Below are 18,844 nucleotides of genomic sequence, written 5' to 3' on the forward strand. Positions count from 1 at the left end.
CAAGGGTTTCTTTGCAACTACTTCTTTGTAAGTCTGGCGGGGCGTCGCCGAAGGGCTCAGCCCTCCTTGATGAAGCCCTCCTTGATCAGCCAGTCCTTCGCCACCTCGTGCGGATCCTGGCCGTCCACGTCCACCTTCGCGTTCAGCTCCTGCGCGATCCCGGTGTTCAGCCGCTTGCTCAGCGGGTCGAGCAGACCCGCGATCTCCGGGTACTTCTTGTACGTCGAGCTGTGGATCACCGGCGCCGCGTTGTAGTTCGGGAAGAAGCGCTTGTCGTCGGAGACCGTGTCCAGATCCAGCGACTTGATCCGGCCGTCCGTCGTGAACACCTCTCCCACCAGGCAGGAGTTGGACTTCGACACCTGCGTGTAGATGATGCCGGCGTCCATCTTCTTCACGCTCGACGCCGGGATGTTCATCCCGTACGCCTTCACCATCCCCGGCAGCCCGTCGTCCCGCGACGCGAACTCGTTCTCCACACAGATCGTGACCGCGCCCGGCTCCTTCTTCGACAGCGCGGCGACGTCCGACATCGTCTTGAGCTTGTACTTCGCGTTGTTCTTCTTGCTGATGCCCAGCGAGTACGTGTTGTTGAGCGTGGACGGCAGGAGCCAGCTCACGTCGTGCGAGCGGTCCGCGTCCCGTACCGCCGTCCACTGCTTCTGCGAGTCGACGATCGGCTTCGCGTTGCCGAGGTACGTGATCCAGGCCGTGCCCGTGTACTCGTACATCGCGTCCGCGTCACCCTTGACGATCGCCTCGCGCGCGCTGATCGAGCCCGGCAGGTTCGTCCGGTCCAGGACCTCCGCGCCCGCCGCCTTGAAGATCAGGCCGATCATCTGGCCGAGGATGATGTTCTCGCTGAAGTTCTTCGACGTGACCGTCAGCGAGGCGCCCTTGAGGGGTTCGCCCCGGCCCACCGAGCCGGGGACGACGTCGTCCACCATCGGGGAGCCGCTCTTGAGGCCGCAGCCGCTGAGAGTGGCGGCGCTCAGCAGCAGAGCCACCCCGCCCGTCACGAGTTTCCGGTGTCGCATGGTGCGCATCAGCGCTCCTCCAGTCCGCGCGGGGTGAGGACCACTTCGACCAGCGAGGCCAGCCAGTCGATCAGCAGGGCCAGCGTCACCGTGAGCACCGAGCCGAGGATCAGGACCGGCATGCGCTGCGTCTGGATGCCCGAGGTGATCAGGTCACCGAGCCCGCCGCCGCCGCCGAAGGTGGCCAGGGTCGCCGTACCCACGTTGAGTACCAGCGCCGTCCGTACGCCCGCCAGGATCAGCGGTACGGCCAGCGGGAGTTCGACCCTGCTCAGGGTCCCGAGCGCCGACATCCCTATGCCGCGCGACGCCTCCACCAGCTGCGGGTCGATGGCCTTCAGACCCGCCACGGTGTTGGCGAGCACCGGCAGCACCGCGTAGATGACCATGCCGACGATCGCCGTCGACGGGCCGATGCCCAGCCAGATCACCAGCAGCGCCAGCAGCCCGATGGCCGGGGTCGCCTGGCCGATGTTGGCCAGGGCGGTCACCGCCGGCGCCGCCTTCGACAGGCCGCGCCGGGTCAGCGCGATGCCGAGCGGGATCGCGATGATCAGCACCCAGAAGGTGGAGATCGCGGTCAGTTCGACGTGCTGCCACAGGCGCAGCTGCACATTGCCGCCGGCGAGCGAGTTCCTGGCGATCGAGTCGAGCGAGACATTCGTGATCCACACGAACGTCAGCAGCAGGACGACCGCGATCACGGCGGGCACCGTCACCAGCTTGGCCCAGGTGATCCGGCGCTTCGGGGCGGCGGGCGGCACGGCCGGCTCCGACTCCTCGTCCCGGAAGGCGTGTCCCTTGACGTCGTACTCGCCCGGTGGGCGCTGTTTCTGCGCGGGAGATGTCATGCGCCCGCACCGTTCTCCGGCGCCGGCTCCTGCCCCTGGCCCTGCCCCTGGCTCTGGCCGGAGCGCTCCCGACGCTGTTCCGCCAGCTCGTGCTGGTGCTCGAAGGCGGTGAGCCGGTCCGCCTCCAGCATCTCCTGGACGGACGTCATCAGCGTCTGCATGTCGACGACGCCGATGTACTCGCCGCGCCTGCCGGTCACCGCGACCCGCCCGCCGCTGTCGGTCAGGACCGCCTCCAGCGCGTCGTGGAGGGTGGCGTCCCTGGTCACCGTGTCGTGCACCAGCTGGCCCGCGTTGGCGAGCGAGCCCTTGGCGCGCGACAGGTCGCCGCGGCGCAGCCACTTGTACGGGCGGTTCTTCCGGTCCAGCATCAGCAGCTCGTTGTGCGGGCCGCTGCTCAGCTTGTTGAAGATCGACTGGAGCGGGTCCTCGACCGTCACGGTCGGGAACTCGGCGATCTCCACCTCCCGTACGCGCGTGAGGTTCAGCCGCTTCAGCGCCGCGCCCGCGCCCACGAAGCCCGACACGAAGTCGTCGGCGGGGTTGGTGAGGATCGCCTCGGGGGTGTCGAACTGCGCGATGTGCGAGCGCTCCCGCAGGATCGCGATCCGGTCGCCGAGCTTGATCGCCTCGTCGAAGTCGTGCGTCACGAACACGATCGTCTTGTGCAACTCGTGCTGGAGACGGATCAGTTCGTCCTGGAGATGGTCACGCGTGATCGGGTCGACGGCGCCGAACGGCTCGTCCATCAGCAGCACCGGCGGGTCTGCGGCGAGCGCCCGCGCCACGCCCACGCGCTGCTGCTGGCCGCCGGAGAGCTGGCGCGGATAGCGGCCGTGGAACTCGCGCGGGTCGAGCCCGACCAGATCGAGCATCTCCTCGACGCGGTCCTTCACCTTCGACTTGGACCAGCCGACCATCTTCGGTACGAGCGCGATGTTCTCGGCGACCGTCATGTGCGGGAAGAGGCCGGACGACTGGATCGCGTAGCCGATCTGGCGGCGCAGCTTCACCGGGTCCATGTCGGTGACGTCCTCGTCGTTGATCCTGATCCGCCCGGACGAGGGCTCGATCAGCCGGTTGATCATCTTGAGGGTGGTCGACTTACCGCAGCCGGACGGGCCGACGAGGATGACGGTCTCGCCCGCCTTGATCTCCATGGAGACGTTGTCCACGGCCGGGTTCGGACTGCCCGGATACCGCTTGGTGAGGCCGTCGAGCTGGATGGTGGCGCCGCTCGTGGAGCCGTTGGAGCCGGTGGAGGCGTTTGTCACAGCGCTCGTGACACCGCTCGTGACAGCGCTCGCGACACCGCTCGTGGCCTGGCCGGCGGCCTCACTGGTCGCCTCGGCCGTCTTCGGGTCAGAGGTCTCAGACACGGATCCCCCTTGGGATGGTGAGTCGGCCGAGCAGGACATACGCGGCGTCGAAGAGCAGGGCGAGGATGACGATGCCGATCGTCCCGGCGAGCACCTGGTTGATCGCGTTGGCGCTGCCCAGCGAGGCGATCCCACGGAAGATCTCGTTGCCGAGGCCGGGGCCCGACGCGTACGCGGCGATGGCGGCGATCCCCATCAGCATCTGGGTGGAGACCCGGATCCCGGTGAGGATCGGCGGCCAGGCGAGCGGCAGCTCGACCTTGAGCAGCCGGGCGGTACGTGACATGCCGATGCCCTTGGCGGCGTCCACCAGGTCCGGATCCACGCCGCGCAGTCCGACCACGGCGTTACGGACGATGGGCAGCAGCCCGTACAGCGTCAGGACGATCACCGTGGGCGCGACGCCGAGACCGACCAGCGGGATGAGCAGGCCGATGGCGGCCAGCGAGGGGATGGTCAGGATGGAGGCGGTGGACAGGATCGCCAGGTTGCCGCCCCAGGGGCTGCGGTAGGTCAGTACGCCGATGGCGACACCAAGGACGGTGGCGATCACCATGCACTGGAAGACGGCGCTGGCGTGCTGGAACGAGTCGGTGAGCAACTGCTGGTGGCGGTTGGCCAGGTAGTCCCAGAAGTCCACGGCGCTCCTCTCTGATGGATCGGGTCAGTCGGGTCGCTCCGGTCGGTCGGACCGGTCGGGCCGGTCCGGTCGGTCGCCGTCGGTGTCCTGTGCGGCCTGCTCCACCAGCGGGATGATCCGCAGCGGAACGGGGTTCTCCATGACGATCGCCGTGGAGGCCCGCTGGATCCCGGCGAAACCGACAACCCGGTCGATCACCCGTTGGAGATCGGCGTTCGAACGAGCGACGAGTCGGCAGAGCATATCCCCGGTTCCGGTGGTGGTATGCAGTTCGAGGACCTCTGGAACGCTGCTCAAATGCGCTCGAACATCCGATCCTTGTCCCTGCTTGATCTCCAGGGTTGCGAACGCCGTTACGGGGTAGCCGAGAGCGGCCGGATCGACGTTCGGGCCGAATCCCCGGATGACACCGTTCGTCTGCAGCCGGTCCAGCCGCGCCTGTACGGTCCCGCGCGCCACCCCCAGCCGGCGTGACGCCTCCAGCACCCCGATGCGCGGCTCCCGTGCCAGCAGGACGATGAGCCTGCCGTCGAGCCCGTCGATTCCCATGGCGCCTCCTGAGGCGGTCGGTGGTGGCCGTTCCGGTGGCCGTTCCGGTGCCAGCCGTTCCGGTGGTCATCCTGTGCAGATAGTCCGGTCATCCTCGCCCCCCGCTGTACAGACTGCCCAGTGAAAGCGCGAACTGTTGCGCACCTTGCGGAACGGGGAGACGCTGCCGTCATGGCAGATACCTCGGTGAACCTCGATTCCGCCCCGTCCACCGCGCGCGACGCCGACCCCTTCCCGGTCAAGGGGATGGACGCCGTCGTCTTCGCCGTCGGCAACGCCAAGCAGGCGGCCCACTACTACTCGACGGCGTTCGGCATGAAGCTGGTCGCCTACTCGGGCCCGGAGAACGGCAGCCGCGAGACCGCGAGCTACGTGCTCACGAACGGCGCGGCCCGCTTCGTCTTCACGTCCGTCATCAAGGCGTCCTCGGAGTGGGGCCGCTTCCTCGTCGACCACGTCGCCGAGCACGGCGACGGTGTGGTCGACCTCGCCATCGAGGTGCCGGACGCCCGCGCCGCGTACGCCTACGCCACCGCGAACGGCGCCACCGGCCTCCAGGAGCCGTACGAGCTCAAGGACGAGAGCGGCACCGTCGTGCTCGCCGCCATCGCCACGTACGGCAAGACCCGCCACACCCTGGTCGAGCGGACCGGCTACGACGGCCCGTACCTGCCCGGCTACGCCACCGCCGCTCCGCTGGTCGCGGCCCCGGAGAAGCGCACCTTCCAGGCGATCGACCACTGCGTGGGCAACGTCGAACTCGGCAGGATGAACGAGTGGGTGGCGTTCTACAACAAGGTCATGGGCTTCACGAACATGAAGGAGTTCGTGGGCGACGACATCGCCACCGAGTACTCCGCCCTCATGTCGAAGGTCGTGGCGGACGGCACCCTCAAGGTGAAGTTCCCGATCAACGAGCCGGCGATCGCGAAGAAGAAGTCGCAGATCGACGAGTACCTGGAGTTCTACGGCGGCGCGGGCGTCCAGCACATCGCGCTCGCGACGAACGACATCGTCAGCTCCGTACGCACGATGCGGGCCGCCGGTGTCCAGTTCCTCGACACCCCCGACTCGTACTACGACACGCTCGGCGAGTGGGCGGGCGAGACCCGGGTGCCGGTCGAGACCCTGCGCGAGCTGAAGATCCTCGTGGACCGTGACGAGGACGGCTATCTGCTGCAGATCTTCACCAAGCCGGTCCAGGACCGGCCGACCGTGTTCTTCGAGATGATCGAGCGGCACGGCTCGATGGGCTTCGGCAAGGGCAACTTCAAGGCCCTGTTCCAGGCGATCGAGCGGGAGCAGGAGAAGCGCGGCAACCTCTGACGCGTAGCCGGCTGTACGTGCTGCTGTGCGTGTAGCTGTACGCGTTGATGTACGTGGAACGAGGCGCGGCCCCACGGGAGTTCACCGTGGGGCCGCGCGTCTGTCCTCAGTCGTCGGTCGAACTGATGTGCGCCGCCGCCGGATCCAGCACGCGGGACAGGAACGACTTCGTACGGGCATGGCTCGGCGCGCCGATCACATGCTCCGGGCTGCCCTGCTCGACGATGACCCCGCCGTCCATGAAGACGACCCGGTCGGCCACCTCCTTGGCGAAGCTCATCTCGTGCGTGACGACGAGCATCGTCATCCCCTCGTCGGCGAGCGAGCGCATCACCGCGAGGACGTCGCCCACCAGTTCCGGGTCGAGCGCGGACGTCGGCTCGTCGAAGAGCATGAGCTGCGGGTCCATCGCCAACGCCCGTGCGATGGCGACCCGTTGCTGCTGTCCGCCGGACAGCTGGGCGGGGTAGGACGACTCCTTGTCGGTCAGACCGACGCGGGCCAGCCGCTCGCGGGCGACTTGCGCCGCCTCCGTCTTGTCGCGTCCCAGCACCCGACGCTGAGGGAGCGTCAGATTCTGCAGGACCGTCAGGTGCGGGAAGAGGTTGAACGACTGGAAGACCATCCCGATGCCGCGGCGCACCTTGTCGATGTCCACGTCCGGGTCGGTGACCTCGGCGCCGTCCACCAGGACCGTGCCCGACGTCGGCTCCTCCAGCCGGTTCACACAGCGCAGCAGCGTCGACTTGCCCGAACCCGACGGGCCGATGACGCAGACCACCTCGCCGCGCGCGACCGTGAAGTCGATGCCGGCGAGTACCTCCAGCGTGCCGAACGACTTGTGCAGACCGCGTACTTCGATCGCGGGTGCTTCCGCGGGTGCCTCTGTCCCGGGGGGCGCTTCTGCGGGCGCTTTCTTCCCCGGTCCCTTCTCCGGTTCCTCCACCGCGCTCACCTCGCCCTTGCCGTACGCGCTTCGAGCCGCCGGACCAGATGGCCGAGCGGCAGGGTGATGACCAGATAGCAGAGACCGGCGATCAGGATCGGCGTGAGGCTGCGGTTCTGGTTCAGGGCGTCCCGGCCGAACTTGGCCAGCTCGTACTGGGACAGGGACAGGCCCAGCAGATAGACCAGCGACGAGTCCTTCGTCAGCAGGATCAACTCGTTGGTCAGCGGCGGCAGCACGATCCGCAGAGCCTGCGGGATGACGATCGAGATCATCGCCCGGCTCTGCGACATACCGAGCGAACGCGCCGCCTCCGTCTGCCCCTTGGGCACGGCCAGGATGCCCGCCCGTATCGTCTCCGCCATGTAGGCGGCGCCGACCAGGCCCAGTGCCAGCATCACGGTCACGTACTGGTTGAGCGCCACCTGGAAGGCGAGCGGCACACCGAACCCGAGCGCGATGAAGACGAGCAGCGCCGGGATGCCACGGAAGAACTCGATGTAGACGACGGCCAGCCAGCGGTACGGCGGCACCTGCGACAGCCGCATCAGTGCGAGCAGCAGCCCCAGCGCAAGCCCGAACCCGAAGCCGAGCAGGGTGTAGATGACGGTGTTGACCAGCGCCGTCGTGATGATGTCGGGGAACTGGGCCTTGGCGACCTCGACGTCGAAGAAGGCTCTCTGGATCTCGCCCCAGTCGGCGGCCAGGGCGATGACGACCAGCACCACGACCAGGACGGCGTACTGAACGCCCCGGATGACGCGGGTCCGTTGTCGGCGGGACATGGACATCGGTGGTGGTTCCTTAACTCTTGGGAGCGGCGGGGAACCACTTCTTGTATATGGCGTCGTAACGGCCGTCCGACTGGGCCGCCTTGATCACCTTGTCGATCTCCTTGCGCAGGGCGTCGTTGCCGGTACGCACCCCGACGCCGTACTGCTCGCCCGTCTCGAACTCGGCCGTGACCGCGGTGTCCGGGTTCTTCCGCACGTACTCGAAGAGGACACCGTTGTCGTTGACGGCGGCGTCGACCTGGCCGGTCTTCACGGCCGTGAGCAGCAGTGCGAGATCCTCGAACTGGACGGTCTCGATGTCCTTCCCGTTCTTCTTCGCGTACTCCTCGCCCGTCGTGCCCTGCTGGACGCCCAGCTTCTTGCCCTTGAGGGCGGCCAGGGAGTCGAAGGAGGAGCCCTTCTTGGTGACCAGCGCCTGCGTGGCCTCGAAGTAAGGGGCGGAGAAGTCCAGGTTCTCCTCCCGTACGTCGGTGATCGTCATGCCGGCGGCGGCGACGTCACACTTACGGGCGTTGAGGTCCTCACCCGTCTGGATGCCCTCGAACGGCGTGTCGACGATCTCCTGGGTGACCTTGAGTTCCTTGGCGACCAGATCCACCAGGTCCACGTCGAAGCCGACGATCTTGTTGTCCTGGCGGGACTGGAAGGGCTCGTACGGCAGATGGGTGCAGGTCGTGAGCTTTCCGGAGTTCACCAGCTCCACCGTCGAGCCGTCGGACCCGGAGGACTTGGTGCTCGTGCAACCCGTCATGACGACGAGTGCGGCTGTGGTGGCTATGACGGGCAACACGGTGCGCGGGGACAAGACGCCTCCAGGGCGGGGGACGGACAACAGGCCACATGGTGTGTGAGTTGCGCCGATCTTGCCATCGGAGGTGCCGGATGTCTCCTCGCCAGGGGCCGGGTTAACCAGGTCGTCACGGCAGCGTGACGGCACCGCGTCCGATGTCCGTTCGGTGCCCGTCCGTGGCGCACAGGGCGTGGTCGATGAGGTCCGTGATGCCCCGGATCTGGCTTTCCGAGGTGTTCTGGTCCCCCGGCCGGCTGTGCGCGGAGACCGTGACGGCGGAGCGGCCGTCGGCCGTCACGGCGGGGAACAGTACGGAGCCGAATCCGGTGCCGCCGTGGCCCCAGTAGCCGCCGGTGCCGCCCGCACCGCCTCCGCCGCTCGTGTCGCCCGCGTCGCAGGACAGCGGCGTCCACTGGATACCGAGTCCGTAGCGCGTGCCGGGGGGAGCGCCCTGCTCGTCCGGCACCGGTACGGTCCCGCGCATCTCGGCCAGCTGGGCGGGGGGCAGCAGCTTCCCGCGCAGCAGCGCCGTGAAGAACCGGTCCGTCTCCGCCGTCGTACTGATCATCGATCCGTCGGCGTCCCCGTCGAAGGGCAGATACGCGAGGGTGGTGTCGGCGAGCGGCCCGCCCGCCTCGAACTGCTGGTAGTTACGGGCGTGCGGCTTCGGCAGATACGGCCGGTCACCCGGCGTGGACGTGCGCGTGAGTCCCAGGGGCCGCAGGATCCGGGACCGTACCTCCTGGTCCCAGGGGCGGCCGGTGACGGCCTTGACGACCATGCCCGCGAGGACGTAGTTGACGTTGGAGTACTCCCAGCGCGCGCCCGGCTCGAAGGACGGCGGGTGACTCATCGCGAAGGCGACGCGCTCCTCGGAGGTATGGGTCGTGGAGCGGTTCTCGTAGTACCCGCGAGCGGTCGGGTCGGGTACGACATCGGCGATGTAGTCCGGCAGTCCGCTGGTGTGCTGGAGCAGTTGGCGCAGCGAGATCTTCCGCCCGTCGTTCCCCCGGCCGTCGACCACCCCCGGCAGCCACCGGTCCACGGTGTCGTCGAGCGACACCCGCCCCTCGCCGACGAGTTGGAGCAGCACCGTCGCGACGTACGCCTTCGTGGTGCTGCCGATCCGTACGTACCCGTCGCGCGGTACGGGCCGCCCGGTGCGGAGATCGCCGACACCGCTGCGGACGACGTGCGTCGCCCCGTCGGGTGTCCGCAGCCTGGCCGACACCCCGGTGACCCCGGCGTCGCGCAGCGCGTCGGCGTCCCGCTGCAGGGAGGCGGGCGGGGGAGCGGGCCGGGGACCGGCCGTCGCCCTCGCCTGGGCGGGGGCGACGGCGGCGAGGCTCCCGGCGAGGAGCGCGAGCGAGACGGCGGTGGCGGTACGGCGGGCAGTGGCCGTACGGCGGGCGGTGGGGCGGCGGCGCTTCGTGATCGGCATGGACCAACCGTAGGAACGGGCCTCCCACCCCCACCATGGGCCTGACCGGAGTCTTCGGGGTGGGGTTTCACCTACCCGGCCCAGGTGGTCGGCTCCGCCCTAGGTGATCGGCTTCGTCTTCGTGCAGTTCGTCCACTCCACCCAGGGCCGCGCGCCGCCGTTCTTGGGCCCGGTGGCGTACGTGGGGTCGCCCGTGATGGTCTGGTTCTTCTCCTCGTGCGTGATGTCGATGCCGAAGAGCTTGAAGCCGAGCGTCAACTGTCCGGCCGCGACACCGAAGCCGATGCCGAGTGAGGCGTTCCACCAGTCGGTGTTGGCGTTGTAGTCCAGCCGGGAGAGCTTGCCCTTGTCGTGGAGCAGGCGCTCCAGCGGTCCCGCGTCGCTGCCCAGCGCCTCCGCCGCGTCCGAGGGGGTCGGCAGGGCGTCGCCGGCGGGGAAGTCGCCTCGGCCGCGCAGCCAGTCCTCGACCATCTTGCTGTCGCCGTCGTTGTCCAGCACGACCTCGGCGGACTCGGTGTGGATCTGGGACTTGATGTTGCCGCCACCGCCGCCGACGTCGATGGTCACCGGCGTACCGGGAACGTTGGCACCGGCCCCGACCTGGACGCCGCCGCCCGCGCCGTTCTCCTCGCTGGTGGTGATCACCAGCTTCTCCGGGCGGTGCTCCTTGCCGTCCTTCTCCTCCTGGTCGAAGGTCTTGGCGTCGTAGGTGACGGCGACCTGCTGCATGCGGGTGGCTTTGCCCTGGGCGAGTTCGCCGCCCTTGGCGTCGACGCTGAAGGTGTAGACGAAGGTGATCTTGCCGGCGTCGGGGCCGGTGTTGGCGCGCATGACCACGACGTCCTCGGTCATGGTGCCGGTGCCGAACTCGCCGGAGATGCTGCCGAGGTCGGTGGGCTTGCCGTCCTTGTCCTTGCCGCCCTTGCCCTTCGTGAAGGACTTGCCGAAGCTGACCCCGCCCGACACCTCGGTGCTCGTCTTGGTGATGTCGACGTCCGGCGCCCGCTCCGGCGGCAGGTCGGGCTTCTTGGAAGCCGCGTCCGACTGGCAGGCGCCCATATTCGCCCCGGGGTTGTAGCCGCTCTGGTAGCGGCAACCGTCATTCTGTTTGAGGTACGCGGCGAACTTCTTCGCGTCCTCCAGGTTCAGCTCCAGGTCCTTCTGCGAGTCGCCGGTCTTGTTGCCGTTGAACAGCCACTGGCCGCCGCTGCCGCTGCCCTTCATATAACTGCCGCTCAGCGAGGCGCTGCCGCCCCAGTCCTTCAGACCGGGGATACCGGCGGAGATGCTGGCCGTCGCGCCGATGCCGCCTTCGCCGACGCGCTCCAGGGTGACGGTGCCGTCGGACCACTGCTGGAGCTTGACCTGCTCGGAGCCGCTGATCTTGATGAAGGCGATCTGGACGACGACCGTGGTTTTGGTCTGATCCTGGGCGAGCAGGCACTTGGCGGGCTGGAAGGGGTCGCCCGGCGGGGCCTCGGGTATGTCCCCGCCTCCTCCGCCGCCTCCTCCGCCGTCGTCCTCGCCCCCGTCGCCGGAGTCGCAGCCCTCACCGCCGTCACCCGCGTTGACGATCCGGCACACCGCGTCCTGAAGACCCACGGCCGTGTCGGCGGGGACGGCCAGCGCCAGGATGGCCCCGATGATCGCGGCGACGACGCCGATCATGGCGACGTACTCGACACCGCCCTGACCTCTGTCGTGCCGGCGTCGTGACCGCTGTGCGCACTCCGTGCCGTTCATCCGGACTCCTCGCCCAAGCCGTCAACCATTTCCCCGAGCGAAATGGAGACTAAGGACGAGACCGGGCCCAGACGCAGGGCCTCAGGACCCAGTCGCGGGCCCAGCGGAGGCGATTATTCAGTTTCGGGCGGCAGTTGATGCCGATACGGGCACGGTCGGCGTGGATACGGACCCCGAACGGGCCGACGACGCGGACGGCACCGACGCGACGGGCGGGACGGAGGGGCCCGACGGCTGCGACGGTGCCGCCGACCGCGCGGGCGGCGCGGACGGTGTCGCCGCCGACGGCGCCGTACCTCTCGGCGGCGCGCTGGGGGCGGGCGACAGCGGCGTGTACTCGCCGTTCCCGTACACGTCCTTCGGACCGCCGTCGGGCAACTCGCCCAGCGCGTCCAGCGCCTCACGGGCCTTCGGCGCCAGCAGCGGCGAGAAGCGCGGGTTCGTCCGCAGCGCCTCCTCCAGATGGCGTCGCGCCGGGCCGTCCAGCCCCAGGGCTCGCTCGATCTCACCCTGGTGGTACGAGAACAGCGCGCTCCGCATCCCCTGCTCCGTCGCCCTCTTGGCGTACGGCAGCGCCTTTCCGGGCTCACCCGCCCGGAACAGCGCCCACCCCAGCGCGTCGGACACCCGCATGCTCCGGTGGCCGCGCCGCCACTCCGACTCCAGCCGCTCCACGGCCGCCCGGGGATTCCCGTGATCGGACTCGAAGCGGGCCAGCAGCAGTTCCTCGTTCACCCCGTCGGCCCGCGCCCGCGTCGTACGGTCCCGGAGCAGCGTGTACTGGCTCCGCGCGTCCCCGTCCAGCCCCAGCGAGTCGTACAACTCGCCCAGTTCCAGGGCGTATTCGGGCAGCGGGCGCTCCGCGATGGCCGCCTGGTAGTCCTGGGTGGCCTCGTCCGCCCGGTCCAGCGCGACAAGGACGCGCGCCCGGCCCGCCAGCGACGGATGGTGGTCCCGCGCCACCTTCAGCGCCGCGTCGTAGTACCGCAGCGCCTCCTTCGGCTCGCCCCGCTCCCACGCGAGCCCGCCGAGAGCGTGCAGCGCACCCGCCTTCTCGGCGGGCGTGCCGGCCTTCGTCAGCGCCTCGTCCGCCTTGGCCGCCGCGTCCTCGCGCCACCCCCGGTCGTGGTAGACCGCCGAGGACACGGAGAGCACCCGGGGCGTGCCGGGGCGCAGCGCCCGCAGCTTGTCCAGGGCCTTGCCCGCCGCCGGGTAGTCGCCGAGCCCGTTGTACGCCTCGATCAGGACCGGGTACGTCGTCCAGCGGGCCGGGTCCGCCTTCCGTACCGCCTCGCCCCATTTCCTGGCCGCCGCGTAGTCGTGCCGCGCGTTCGCCAGCGAGGCCAGGCCCGTCGTCGCCGCCGGGTTGCGCCGCTCACCCGGTGTGACCTTGAGCGAGCGGCGCAGCGCCTGCTCGGCCTTCGGGTAGTACGCCGTGTCCGCCCGCAGCCCGCCGCGCTCCACGTACGCCGCGCCCAGCACCGCCCAGGACCCCGCGTCCTTCGGGTTCTCCCGCAGCCACGCCTCCCGGTCCCTGATCAGCGCCGCCACGTCCGGCAGCGAGGCGGGCGCGCCCGCGCCGACGGCGGCACGGGCCCGCGCCTCGGGGCCCGGCCCCTGATCCCTGTCCGGTACGAACACAAGGACGCCCGCGACGAGGACCGCCCCCACACCGGTGGCCAGCGCGGCCCTTCTGATGTGCCTCATGTGCTGCGTGTTCATGGTGTTCTTGGCGTTCATGTGATTACTGTGCGTCAATACGAAGACCACACCCGGCCTTGTGGATGTGGATCGCAGACGGGTTCACACCGATGGCCCCGGAGTGCCACGCTGGGACCATGGATGATCTCGTCGCGGACGCGCCCCCCGTCTCTCCGGCCCCCGTCGCCACCGGCGACCTCCTCGCGGAGCTGCGAGCCGGTCTGCCCGCCGAAGCCCTGATCACCGACCCCGACATCACGGCCTCCTACGCGAACGACATGGCGAGCTTCTGCGAGGCGGGCTCCCCGGCGGTGGTCGTACTGCCGCGCACCGTCGAGCAGGTCCAGCACGTGATGCGCACCGCGACGGCCCTGCGCGTCCCCGTGGTGCCGCAGGGCGCCCGTACGGGACTGTCGGGCGCGGCTAACGCCTCGGACGGCTGCATCGTGCTGTCCCTGATCAAGATGGACCGGATCCTGGAGATCAGCCCGGTCGACCGGATCGCGGTCGTCGAGCCCGGCGTCATCAACGCGGTGCTCTCCCGCGCCGTCGGTGAACACGGGCTCTACTACCCGCCGGATCCCTCCAGCTGGGAGACGTGCACCATCGGGGGCAACATCGGCACCGCGTCCGGCGGGCTGTGCTGTGTGAAGTACGGCGTCACCGCCGAGTACGTGCTGGGCCTGGACGTCGTCCTCGCCGACGGCCGTCTCCTGACCACCGGCCGCCGCACGGCCAAGGGCGTCGCCGGATACGACCTCACCCGGCTGTTCGTCGGCTCGGAGGGCAGCCTCGGCATCGTCGTCAAGGCCGTTCTCGCGCTGAAGCCCGCGCCGCCTGGGCAGCTCGTCCTGGCGGCCGAGTTCGCCTCCGCGTCCGACGCCTGCGACGCCATCTGCCAGATCATGGAGCGCGGCCACACCCCGTCCCTGCTGGAGCTGATGGACCGCACCACCGTCCGCGCCGTCAACTCCCTCGCGAACATGGGCCTTCCCGAGACCACCGAGGCGCTGCTGCTCTGCGCCTTCGACACCGCGGACCCGGTGGCCGACCTCGCCGCCGTCGGCGAACTCTGTACGGCGGCCGGCGCCACCGAGGTCGTCCCCGCCGACGACGCCGCCGAGTCCGAACTGCTGCTCCAGGCAAGGCGGCTGGCGCTCGTCGCGCTGGAGGCGGTCAAGGGCACCACGATGATCGACGACGTGTGCGTCCCGCGCTCGCGCCTCGCCGAGATCCTCGCCGGCATCGACCGCATCGCCGAGAAGTACGACCTCACGATCGGCGTCTGCGCCCACGCGGGCGACGGCAACACCCACCCCACGGTCTGCTTCGACGCCTCGGACCCGGACGAGTCCCGGCGCGCCCGCGAGTCGTTCGACGAAATCATGGCGCTGGGGCTGGAGTTGGGCGGCACCATCACGGGCGAGCACGGTGTCGGTGTCCTGAAGAAGGAGTGGCTCTCCCGCGAACTGGGGCCGGTCGGCATGGAGTTGCAGCGCGGCATCAAGAGGACGTTCGACCCGCTGGACCTCCTGAACCCCGGAAAGCTGTTCTGATCCGGCGAGTTCCGGCCGGGCCGGTCGTACGGCGTGCGGAGTACGTCGGGCGACACACGTCGTACGGCCAAAGTCCGATGGCCCGGCCGGGCGCGGCGGCCTACCGTGAAAGCGACGTCGGTCGCAGGTGACCGCACTTCGACCCGGGAGGTTTCCGTGCCCGCCCGTCTTGACCACACCATCGTCCACAGCCGCGACCGGTTCGCCTCCGCGCGCTTCCTCGCGGAGCTGATCGGCGAGCCCGAGCCCAAGTCCTTCGGGCCGTTCGCGAGCCTGCCGCTCGACGGCGGGGTCACCCTCGACTATCTCGACGCGCCCTCGGAGATAGTCAGCCAGCATCTGGCCTTCCTGGTGTCCGAGGACGAGTTCGACGAGATCTTCGGGCGCGTGAAGGAGCGCGAACTCCCTTACTGGGCCGGGCCGATGCACGAGAAGCCGCAGCGGATCAACCATCTCTTCGGCGGCCGCGGGGTCTATCTGGACGACCCCGACGGCCACTCGATCGAATTCATCACCCGCACCTACGTCATCGACTGAGAGCACGAGAAGCGGCTCCGGCGGCGGGCGTCAGGACTCGCCGTCCGCGGACTCGTCGGACGGCCACGGGTCCCGCAGCCACAGATCGTCGGCCGGCATCGGGGCGAGCAGCCGCGCCAGCCCGTCGTCGATCCCCAGCCGGTCCGTCTCGGTGCCCGGTGGCACCAGCCGCAACGTCCGCTCCAGCCACGCCGACACCGCCGACGAAGGGGCCTCCAGGAGCGCGTCGCCGTCGGGGGAGGAGAGCGCCACGCACAGGACGCTGCGGCCGTCGACCTTCGTGGGCCAGATCCGTACGTCACCGTGACCGCACGGCCGGAACACCCCTTCGACCAGCAGTTCGCGTGCGAACGTCCAGTTGACCGGGGTGTCCGAGCTGATGTGGAAGCTGATGTGCACCGCGTACGGATCCTCCGTGCGGTACGTCAGCCGGGCAGGGACGGGGATGCTGCGCTCGGGCGAGAGCACCAGATTGAGCTCCAGCTCGCGTTCCACCACGGTGTGCATATCAGGTGCTTCCCTTCCTCGTACGACGCCCGGGAGTGGGCCGTACCGATGGAGAGCGTCGACTCCCGCCGCCATTACGCGACTTCGGGCAAGAACTTGCTCCCGCGACTTACCGTGACTCTTTCGTGACCGAATCGAGGTCCAAACGGCCGGATGGACCCTGGGCCATGCGGTGGTCTGATAGATGTGGACCCTTGAATTGAGCCCATCGAAGAGATACGGGACCACGGTGATGAGCGCCCCGACCTCGGCAACCGGAGACGGCAGCCCTTCCCCCGGCTACTACCCGGACCCGTCCATCCCCGGATACGTCCGGTACTGGAACGGCGGGTCCTGGGTACCCGGTACCAGCCGGCCGGCGCCGGGGGCCGGTGAGGCCATGCCGGAGGCGCCCCACGGGGTGCCCGCGGCGGCCCCTCCGCCGGCGGCCCGGCGGACCCCGGAACCGGCGACCCCGGCGGTCGAGGAGACCGGGCCGATGTTCTTCGACGAGGACCCCGCCGAGGAGCCCCGGCAGGAACCGGCCTCCGTCTGGCAGGCCGACACCCGCAGGCAGACCGGCTTCGGCGGCGAGCGCGACGCCCGGGTCTCCTGGGGCGAGGGCCGGCAGGAACCTGGTCCCACGGGCGCGCCGGAACCGGAAGACGCCAGGGACCCCCGGTACGCCCGTGACACGCGCGACCCCCGGGTGCCCGGCCAGGCGTCGGACCCGTCGGCCGATCCCACGGGCGGCGCGCTGCCCGGCGTACGGTCCCTGGGACCCGGCCCGGGGGCGGGCCGGGGTGACGACGACTCACCTCCCAGGGAGGGCACGGTCGCGATCCGCCTCCCGCGGCCCGGACGCGGGGACCGGGACGAGAGCCGGACCCCCCGTAACGACGAGGGCGAGCCGCCCACCGACGGCACGGTCACCATCCGCCCGGTCGGCGGCGCCCCGCAGGGCGGACAGGCCACCGGGCGTACGGGGCAGACCGAGGGCACCATGGCCATCCGCGCCCTGCGGCCCCGCGCCGCAGGCCCGGCACCCGTCCCGCCGCAGACCCAGGCACCCCAGGCACCCCAACCTCACGCGCCTCAGGCCCCGCAGCAGCCCGACAACCTCCCGTCCCGCTCGATGCAGCCCCCCGCCGCGGGCCCGCTCGCCCCCGGCCCCGGCGGTGGCTCGCCCTCCTGGGCGCAGCAGGTGCACCAACTCGCCCAGCCCGCACCGCACTCGCCGTCCGGACCGTCCGCCGGCGACCCCGCCGCCGGGCAGCCGGTCGTGCCGTGGAAGCCGCCGGTCGAGGACCCGTTCCTGCGGGCGGCCCAGGCCCAGGCGGCGGCCCGCCCCGCCGCGCTCGGCAAGCGGTTCGCCGCCCGGCTGATCGACAGCGTCGTCCTCCTGGGGATCGTCGGGGCCGTCTCCGTACCTCTGGTGTCCAAGGCGCTCGCGCACATCGACGACAAGGTCGAGGCCGCGAAGCAGACCGGCGAGACCGTCACCGTCTGGCTGATCGACGGCACGACGGCCGGTTACTTCGGCGGGGTGCTCGCCGCTCTGCTGGTCATCGGCGTCCTGTACGAGGCGCTGCCCACCGCCAAGTGGGGCCGCACGCTCGGCAAGAAGCTGTGCGGTCTGGAGGTGCGGGACATCGAGTCGTTCGAGGCCCCGTCCTTCGGCTCGGCACTGCGCCGCTGGCTCGTGTACGGGGTGCTCGGCGTGCTCGTCGTCGGCGTACTGAACGTGCTGTGGTGCGTCTTCGACCGGCCGTGGCGGCAGTGCTGGCACGACAAGGTGGCGCACACGTTCGTCGCGGGCTGAGCGGGAGGGACTGAGCCGGCGGGGCTGAGCGGGAGCGGCGAAGGCGCCGAGGGGCTGACACCGGGTCACCCATGGGACGGCGGGCGTGGGCGGCGGCTCCTCCGAACGGCCGTTGATCCGTTGCGGGCATCCGTACGGCGCGGTGCACTGCCCCCATGAGTAACGATCAGCCGACGCCCGGTCAGCCGCCCGACGACGACCCGTTCCGCAAGCAGCCGCCGCCCGACGGGCCGCCCTCGCCCGGTGGCCCGCTTCCGGGTGGCGGTACGCCGCCTCGTCACGGTGACCCGTACGGCGGCGCCAACCCGCCACCCCCGGGTGACCCGTACGGCGGATCGGCTCCACCACCCCCCGGTGACCCGTACGGCGGATCGGCTCCACCACCCCCCGGTGACCCGTACGGCGGAAACGATCCGCTCCGCGGGATGCCGCCGCTCGCGTCCATGGGCAAGCGCATCCTCGCGCGCATCGTCGACTGGATCATCGTCGCGATCCCGCTCGCCCTGATCAGCATCCCGTTCAATGTCTACGGCCGCTGGTCGGACGAGTCCAACAGCTGGGACGACACGGTCAACGGCATGAACGGCGGCGGCCAGTGGGTGTTCCGGATCATCACGATCGTGGCGTATGTCGGCTACGACACGGTGATGACGCAGTGGGGCGGCCAGACCCTTGGTAAAAAGCTGTTCAAGACCCGCGTTGCGATGCTCAACGACGGGCGGGTGCCCGAATCCCGTGCCTCGTTCCTGCGGGCCGTCGTGCTGTGGGTCCCCGCACTGGTCTGCTGCGCCTGCTTCTGGCCGCTGCTCCTGCTGATCCTGATCCTGCTCGACCGCCCCTACCGGCAGGGGCTGCACGACAAGGCGGCGAAGACGGTCGTGGTGTCAGCGGCGCAGTGACGCCGGGATCCGGGCCTCCGCGGCGGACGCCGACCTGGCCGGGCCCGGGACGGACGAGACAGAGGAGGCGCCGGCGTGATCCGTACGGCTCGCACCGACCGGGTGTGCCACCTGCGAACGGCGTGGCCGCACGGCCTTGACCGACACCAGAAGGCCGAAACAGAGGGCGACGAGCGCGATCACCGCGATGCCGACGACCGACGTGACGCCGGAGAGCAGCAGCATCGCGAGTGTGGCGAGGACGACGGTGGCGGAACCGTAGGCAAGCTGTGCGGCAGTCGGACGCGGCATGGCTGTATCCGTCCCTCGGGGCAATCGGGAGTGATTTCGGGGGTGTTGGGGGTGTC

The 18,844-nt window shown here is 69.9% G+C and carries 18 protein-coding genes; 5 read left to right on the plus strand and 13 right to left on the minus strand.

The window, feature by feature from the left end; all coding sequences use genetic code 11:
- Positions 1–56: 56 nt before the first annotated feature.
- The 5 genes from ACFT9I_RS11990 to ACFT9I_RS12010 all read right to left on the minus strand — a co-directional run bounded on the left by ACFT9I_RS11990 (position 57) and on the right by ACFT9I_RS12010 (position 4,456).
- Positions 57–1,037, minus strand: a complete 981-nt coding sequence (locus ACFT9I_RS11990) for a glycine betaine ABC transporter substrate-binding protein (protein WP_382563496.1) — start codon at positions 1,035–1,037, stop codon at positions 57–59.
- An 8-nt stretch (positions 1,038–1,045) separates the two neighbouring features.
- Positions 1,046–1,888 carry an ABC transporter permease gene (locus tag ACFT9I_RS11995; protein WP_382563262.1) on the minus strand — a complete coding sequence of 281 codons (843 nt, stop codon included), beginning with the start codon at positions 1,886–1,888 and terminating at the stop codon, positions 1,046–1,048.
- Positions 1,885–3,162, minus strand: coding sequence for a betaine/proline/choline family ABC transporter ATP-binding protein (locus ACFT9I_RS12000; protein WP_382563498.1), 1,278 nt, complete (start codon positions 3,160–3,162; stop codon positions 1,885–1,887). Before ACFT9I_RS12000 ends, ACFT9I_RS11995 begins: the two co-directional genes overlap by 4 nt.
- Before the next feature lie 97 nt (positions 3,163–3,259).
- On the minus strand, positions 3,260–3,907 hold the full coding sequence (locus ACFT9I_RS12005; RefSeq protein ID WP_382563263.1) for an ABC transporter permease: 648 nt from the start codon (positions 3,905–3,907) through the stop codon (positions 3,260–3,262).
- A gap of 24 nt (positions 3,908–3,931) precedes the next feature.
- Positions 3,932–4,456: an Lrp/AsnC family transcriptional regulator gene (locus ACFT9I_RS12010; protein WP_382563265.1), complete on the minus strand. Its 525-nt coding sequence runs from the start codon at positions 4,454–4,456 to the stop codon at positions 3,932–3,934.
- Positions 4,457–4,627: 171 nt separating this feature from the next.
- Here ACFT9I_RS12010 and hppD point away from each other — a divergent pair, with 171 nt between their 5' ends.
- Complete coding sequence (gene hppD / locus ACFT9I_RS12015; protein ID WP_382563267.1) at positions 4,628–5,782, plus strand: 4-hydroxyphenylpyruvate dioxygenase; 1,155 nt, start codon at positions 4,628–4,630, stop codon at positions 5,780–5,782.
- Positions 5,783–5,888: 106 nt separating this feature from the next.
- Here hppD and ACFT9I_RS12020 read toward each other — a convergent pair whose 3' ends face one another.
- The 6 genes from ACFT9I_RS12020 to ACFT9I_RS12045 form a co-directional block, all read right to left on the minus strand.
- The gene (locus ACFT9I_RS12020; RefSeq protein WP_382563500.1) at positions 5,889–6,644 is read right to left on the minus strand and encodes an amino acid ABC transporter ATP-binding protein; all 756 of its coding nucleotides are present in this window, start codon (positions 6,642–6,644) and stop codon (positions 5,889–5,891) included.
- 89 nt (positions 6,645–6,733) lie between these two features.
- Entirely contained in the window at positions 6,734–7,519 is a 786-nt protein-coding gene (locus ACFT9I_RS12025) for an amino acid ABC transporter permease (RefSeq protein ID WP_382563269.1), read from the minus strand.
- A gap of 13 nt (positions 7,520–7,532) precedes the next feature.
- Positions 7,533–8,327, minus strand: a complete 795-nt coding sequence (locus tag ACFT9I_RS12030) for an ABC transporter substrate-binding protein (RefSeq protein WP_382563271.1) — start codon at positions 8,325–8,327, stop codon at positions 7,533–7,535.
- A 112-nt stretch (positions 8,328–8,439) separates the two neighbouring features.
- Positions 8,440–9,753, minus strand: coding sequence for a serine hydrolase domain-containing protein (locus ACFT9I_RS12035; protein ID WP_382563272.1), 1,314 nt, complete (start codon positions 9,751–9,753; stop codon positions 8,440–8,442).
- Positions 9,754–9,852: 99 nt separating this feature from the next.
- Complete coding sequence (locus ACFT9I_RS12040; protein ID WP_382563274.1) at positions 9,853–11,496, minus strand: hypothetical protein; 1,644 nt, start codon at positions 11,494–11,496, stop codon at positions 9,853–9,855.
- 117 nt (positions 11,497–11,613) lie between these two features.
- On the minus strand, positions 11,614–13,236 hold the full coding sequence (locus tag ACFT9I_RS12045) for a hypothetical protein (RefSeq protein WP_382563276.1): 1,623 nt from the start codon (positions 13,234–13,236) through the stop codon (positions 11,614–11,616).
- A gap of 98 nt (positions 13,237–13,334) precedes the next feature.
- On the opposite strand from ACFT9I_RS12045, the gene ACFT9I_RS12050 reads away from it, so the two are divergent.
- Positions 13,335–14,753, plus strand: coding sequence for an FAD-binding oxidoreductase (locus ACFT9I_RS12050; protein WP_382563278.1), 1,419 nt, complete (start codon positions 13,335–13,337; stop codon positions 14,751–14,753).
- Positions 14,754–14,909: 156 nt separating this feature from the next.
- Complete coding sequence (locus ACFT9I_RS12055) at positions 14,910–15,290, plus strand: VOC family protein (RefSeq protein ID WP_382563280.1); 381 nt, start codon at positions 14,910–14,912, stop codon at positions 15,288–15,290.
- A gap of 30 nt (positions 15,291–15,320) precedes the next feature.
- Here ACFT9I_RS12055 and ACFT9I_RS12060 read toward each other — a convergent pair whose 3' ends face one another.
- Positions 15,321–15,797 (minus strand): SsgA family sporulation/cell division regulator, encoded by a 477-nt coding sequence (locus ACFT9I_RS12060; RefSeq protein ID WP_382563282.1) that lies wholly within the window; start codon positions 15,795–15,797, stop codon positions 15,321–15,323.
- Between the two features lie 232 nt (positions 15,798–16,029).
- Here ACFT9I_RS12060 and ACFT9I_RS12065 point away from each other — a divergent pair, with 232 nt between their 5' ends.
- Positions 16,030–17,598 carry an RDD family protein gene (locus tag ACFT9I_RS12065; RefSeq protein WP_382563284.1) on the plus strand — a complete coding sequence of 523 codons (1,569 nt, stop codon included), beginning with the start codon at positions 16,030–16,032 and terminating at the stop codon, positions 17,596–17,598.
- 155 nt (positions 17,599–17,753) lie between these two features.
- On the plus strand, positions 17,754–18,497 hold the full coding sequence (locus ACFT9I_RS12070) for an RDD family protein (protein WP_382563286.1): 744 nt from the start codon (positions 17,754–17,756) through the stop codon (positions 18,495–18,497).
- On the opposite strand, the gene ACFT9I_RS12075 is transcribed toward ACFT9I_RS12070, so the two are convergent.
- Entirely contained in the window at positions 18,483–18,788 is a 306-nt protein-coding gene (locus tag ACFT9I_RS12075) for a hypothetical protein (protein WP_382563288.1), read from the minus strand. The genes ACFT9I_RS12070 and ACFT9I_RS12075 overlap by 15 nt on opposite strands.
- Positions 18,789–18,844: the final 56 nt, after the last annotated feature.

It is taken from the genome of Streptomyces sp. NPDC057137, assembly GCF_042670825.1.
In the GTDB taxonomy this organism is placed as follows: Bacteria; Actinomycetota; Actinomycetes; order Streptomycetales; family Streptomycetaceae; genus Streptomyces.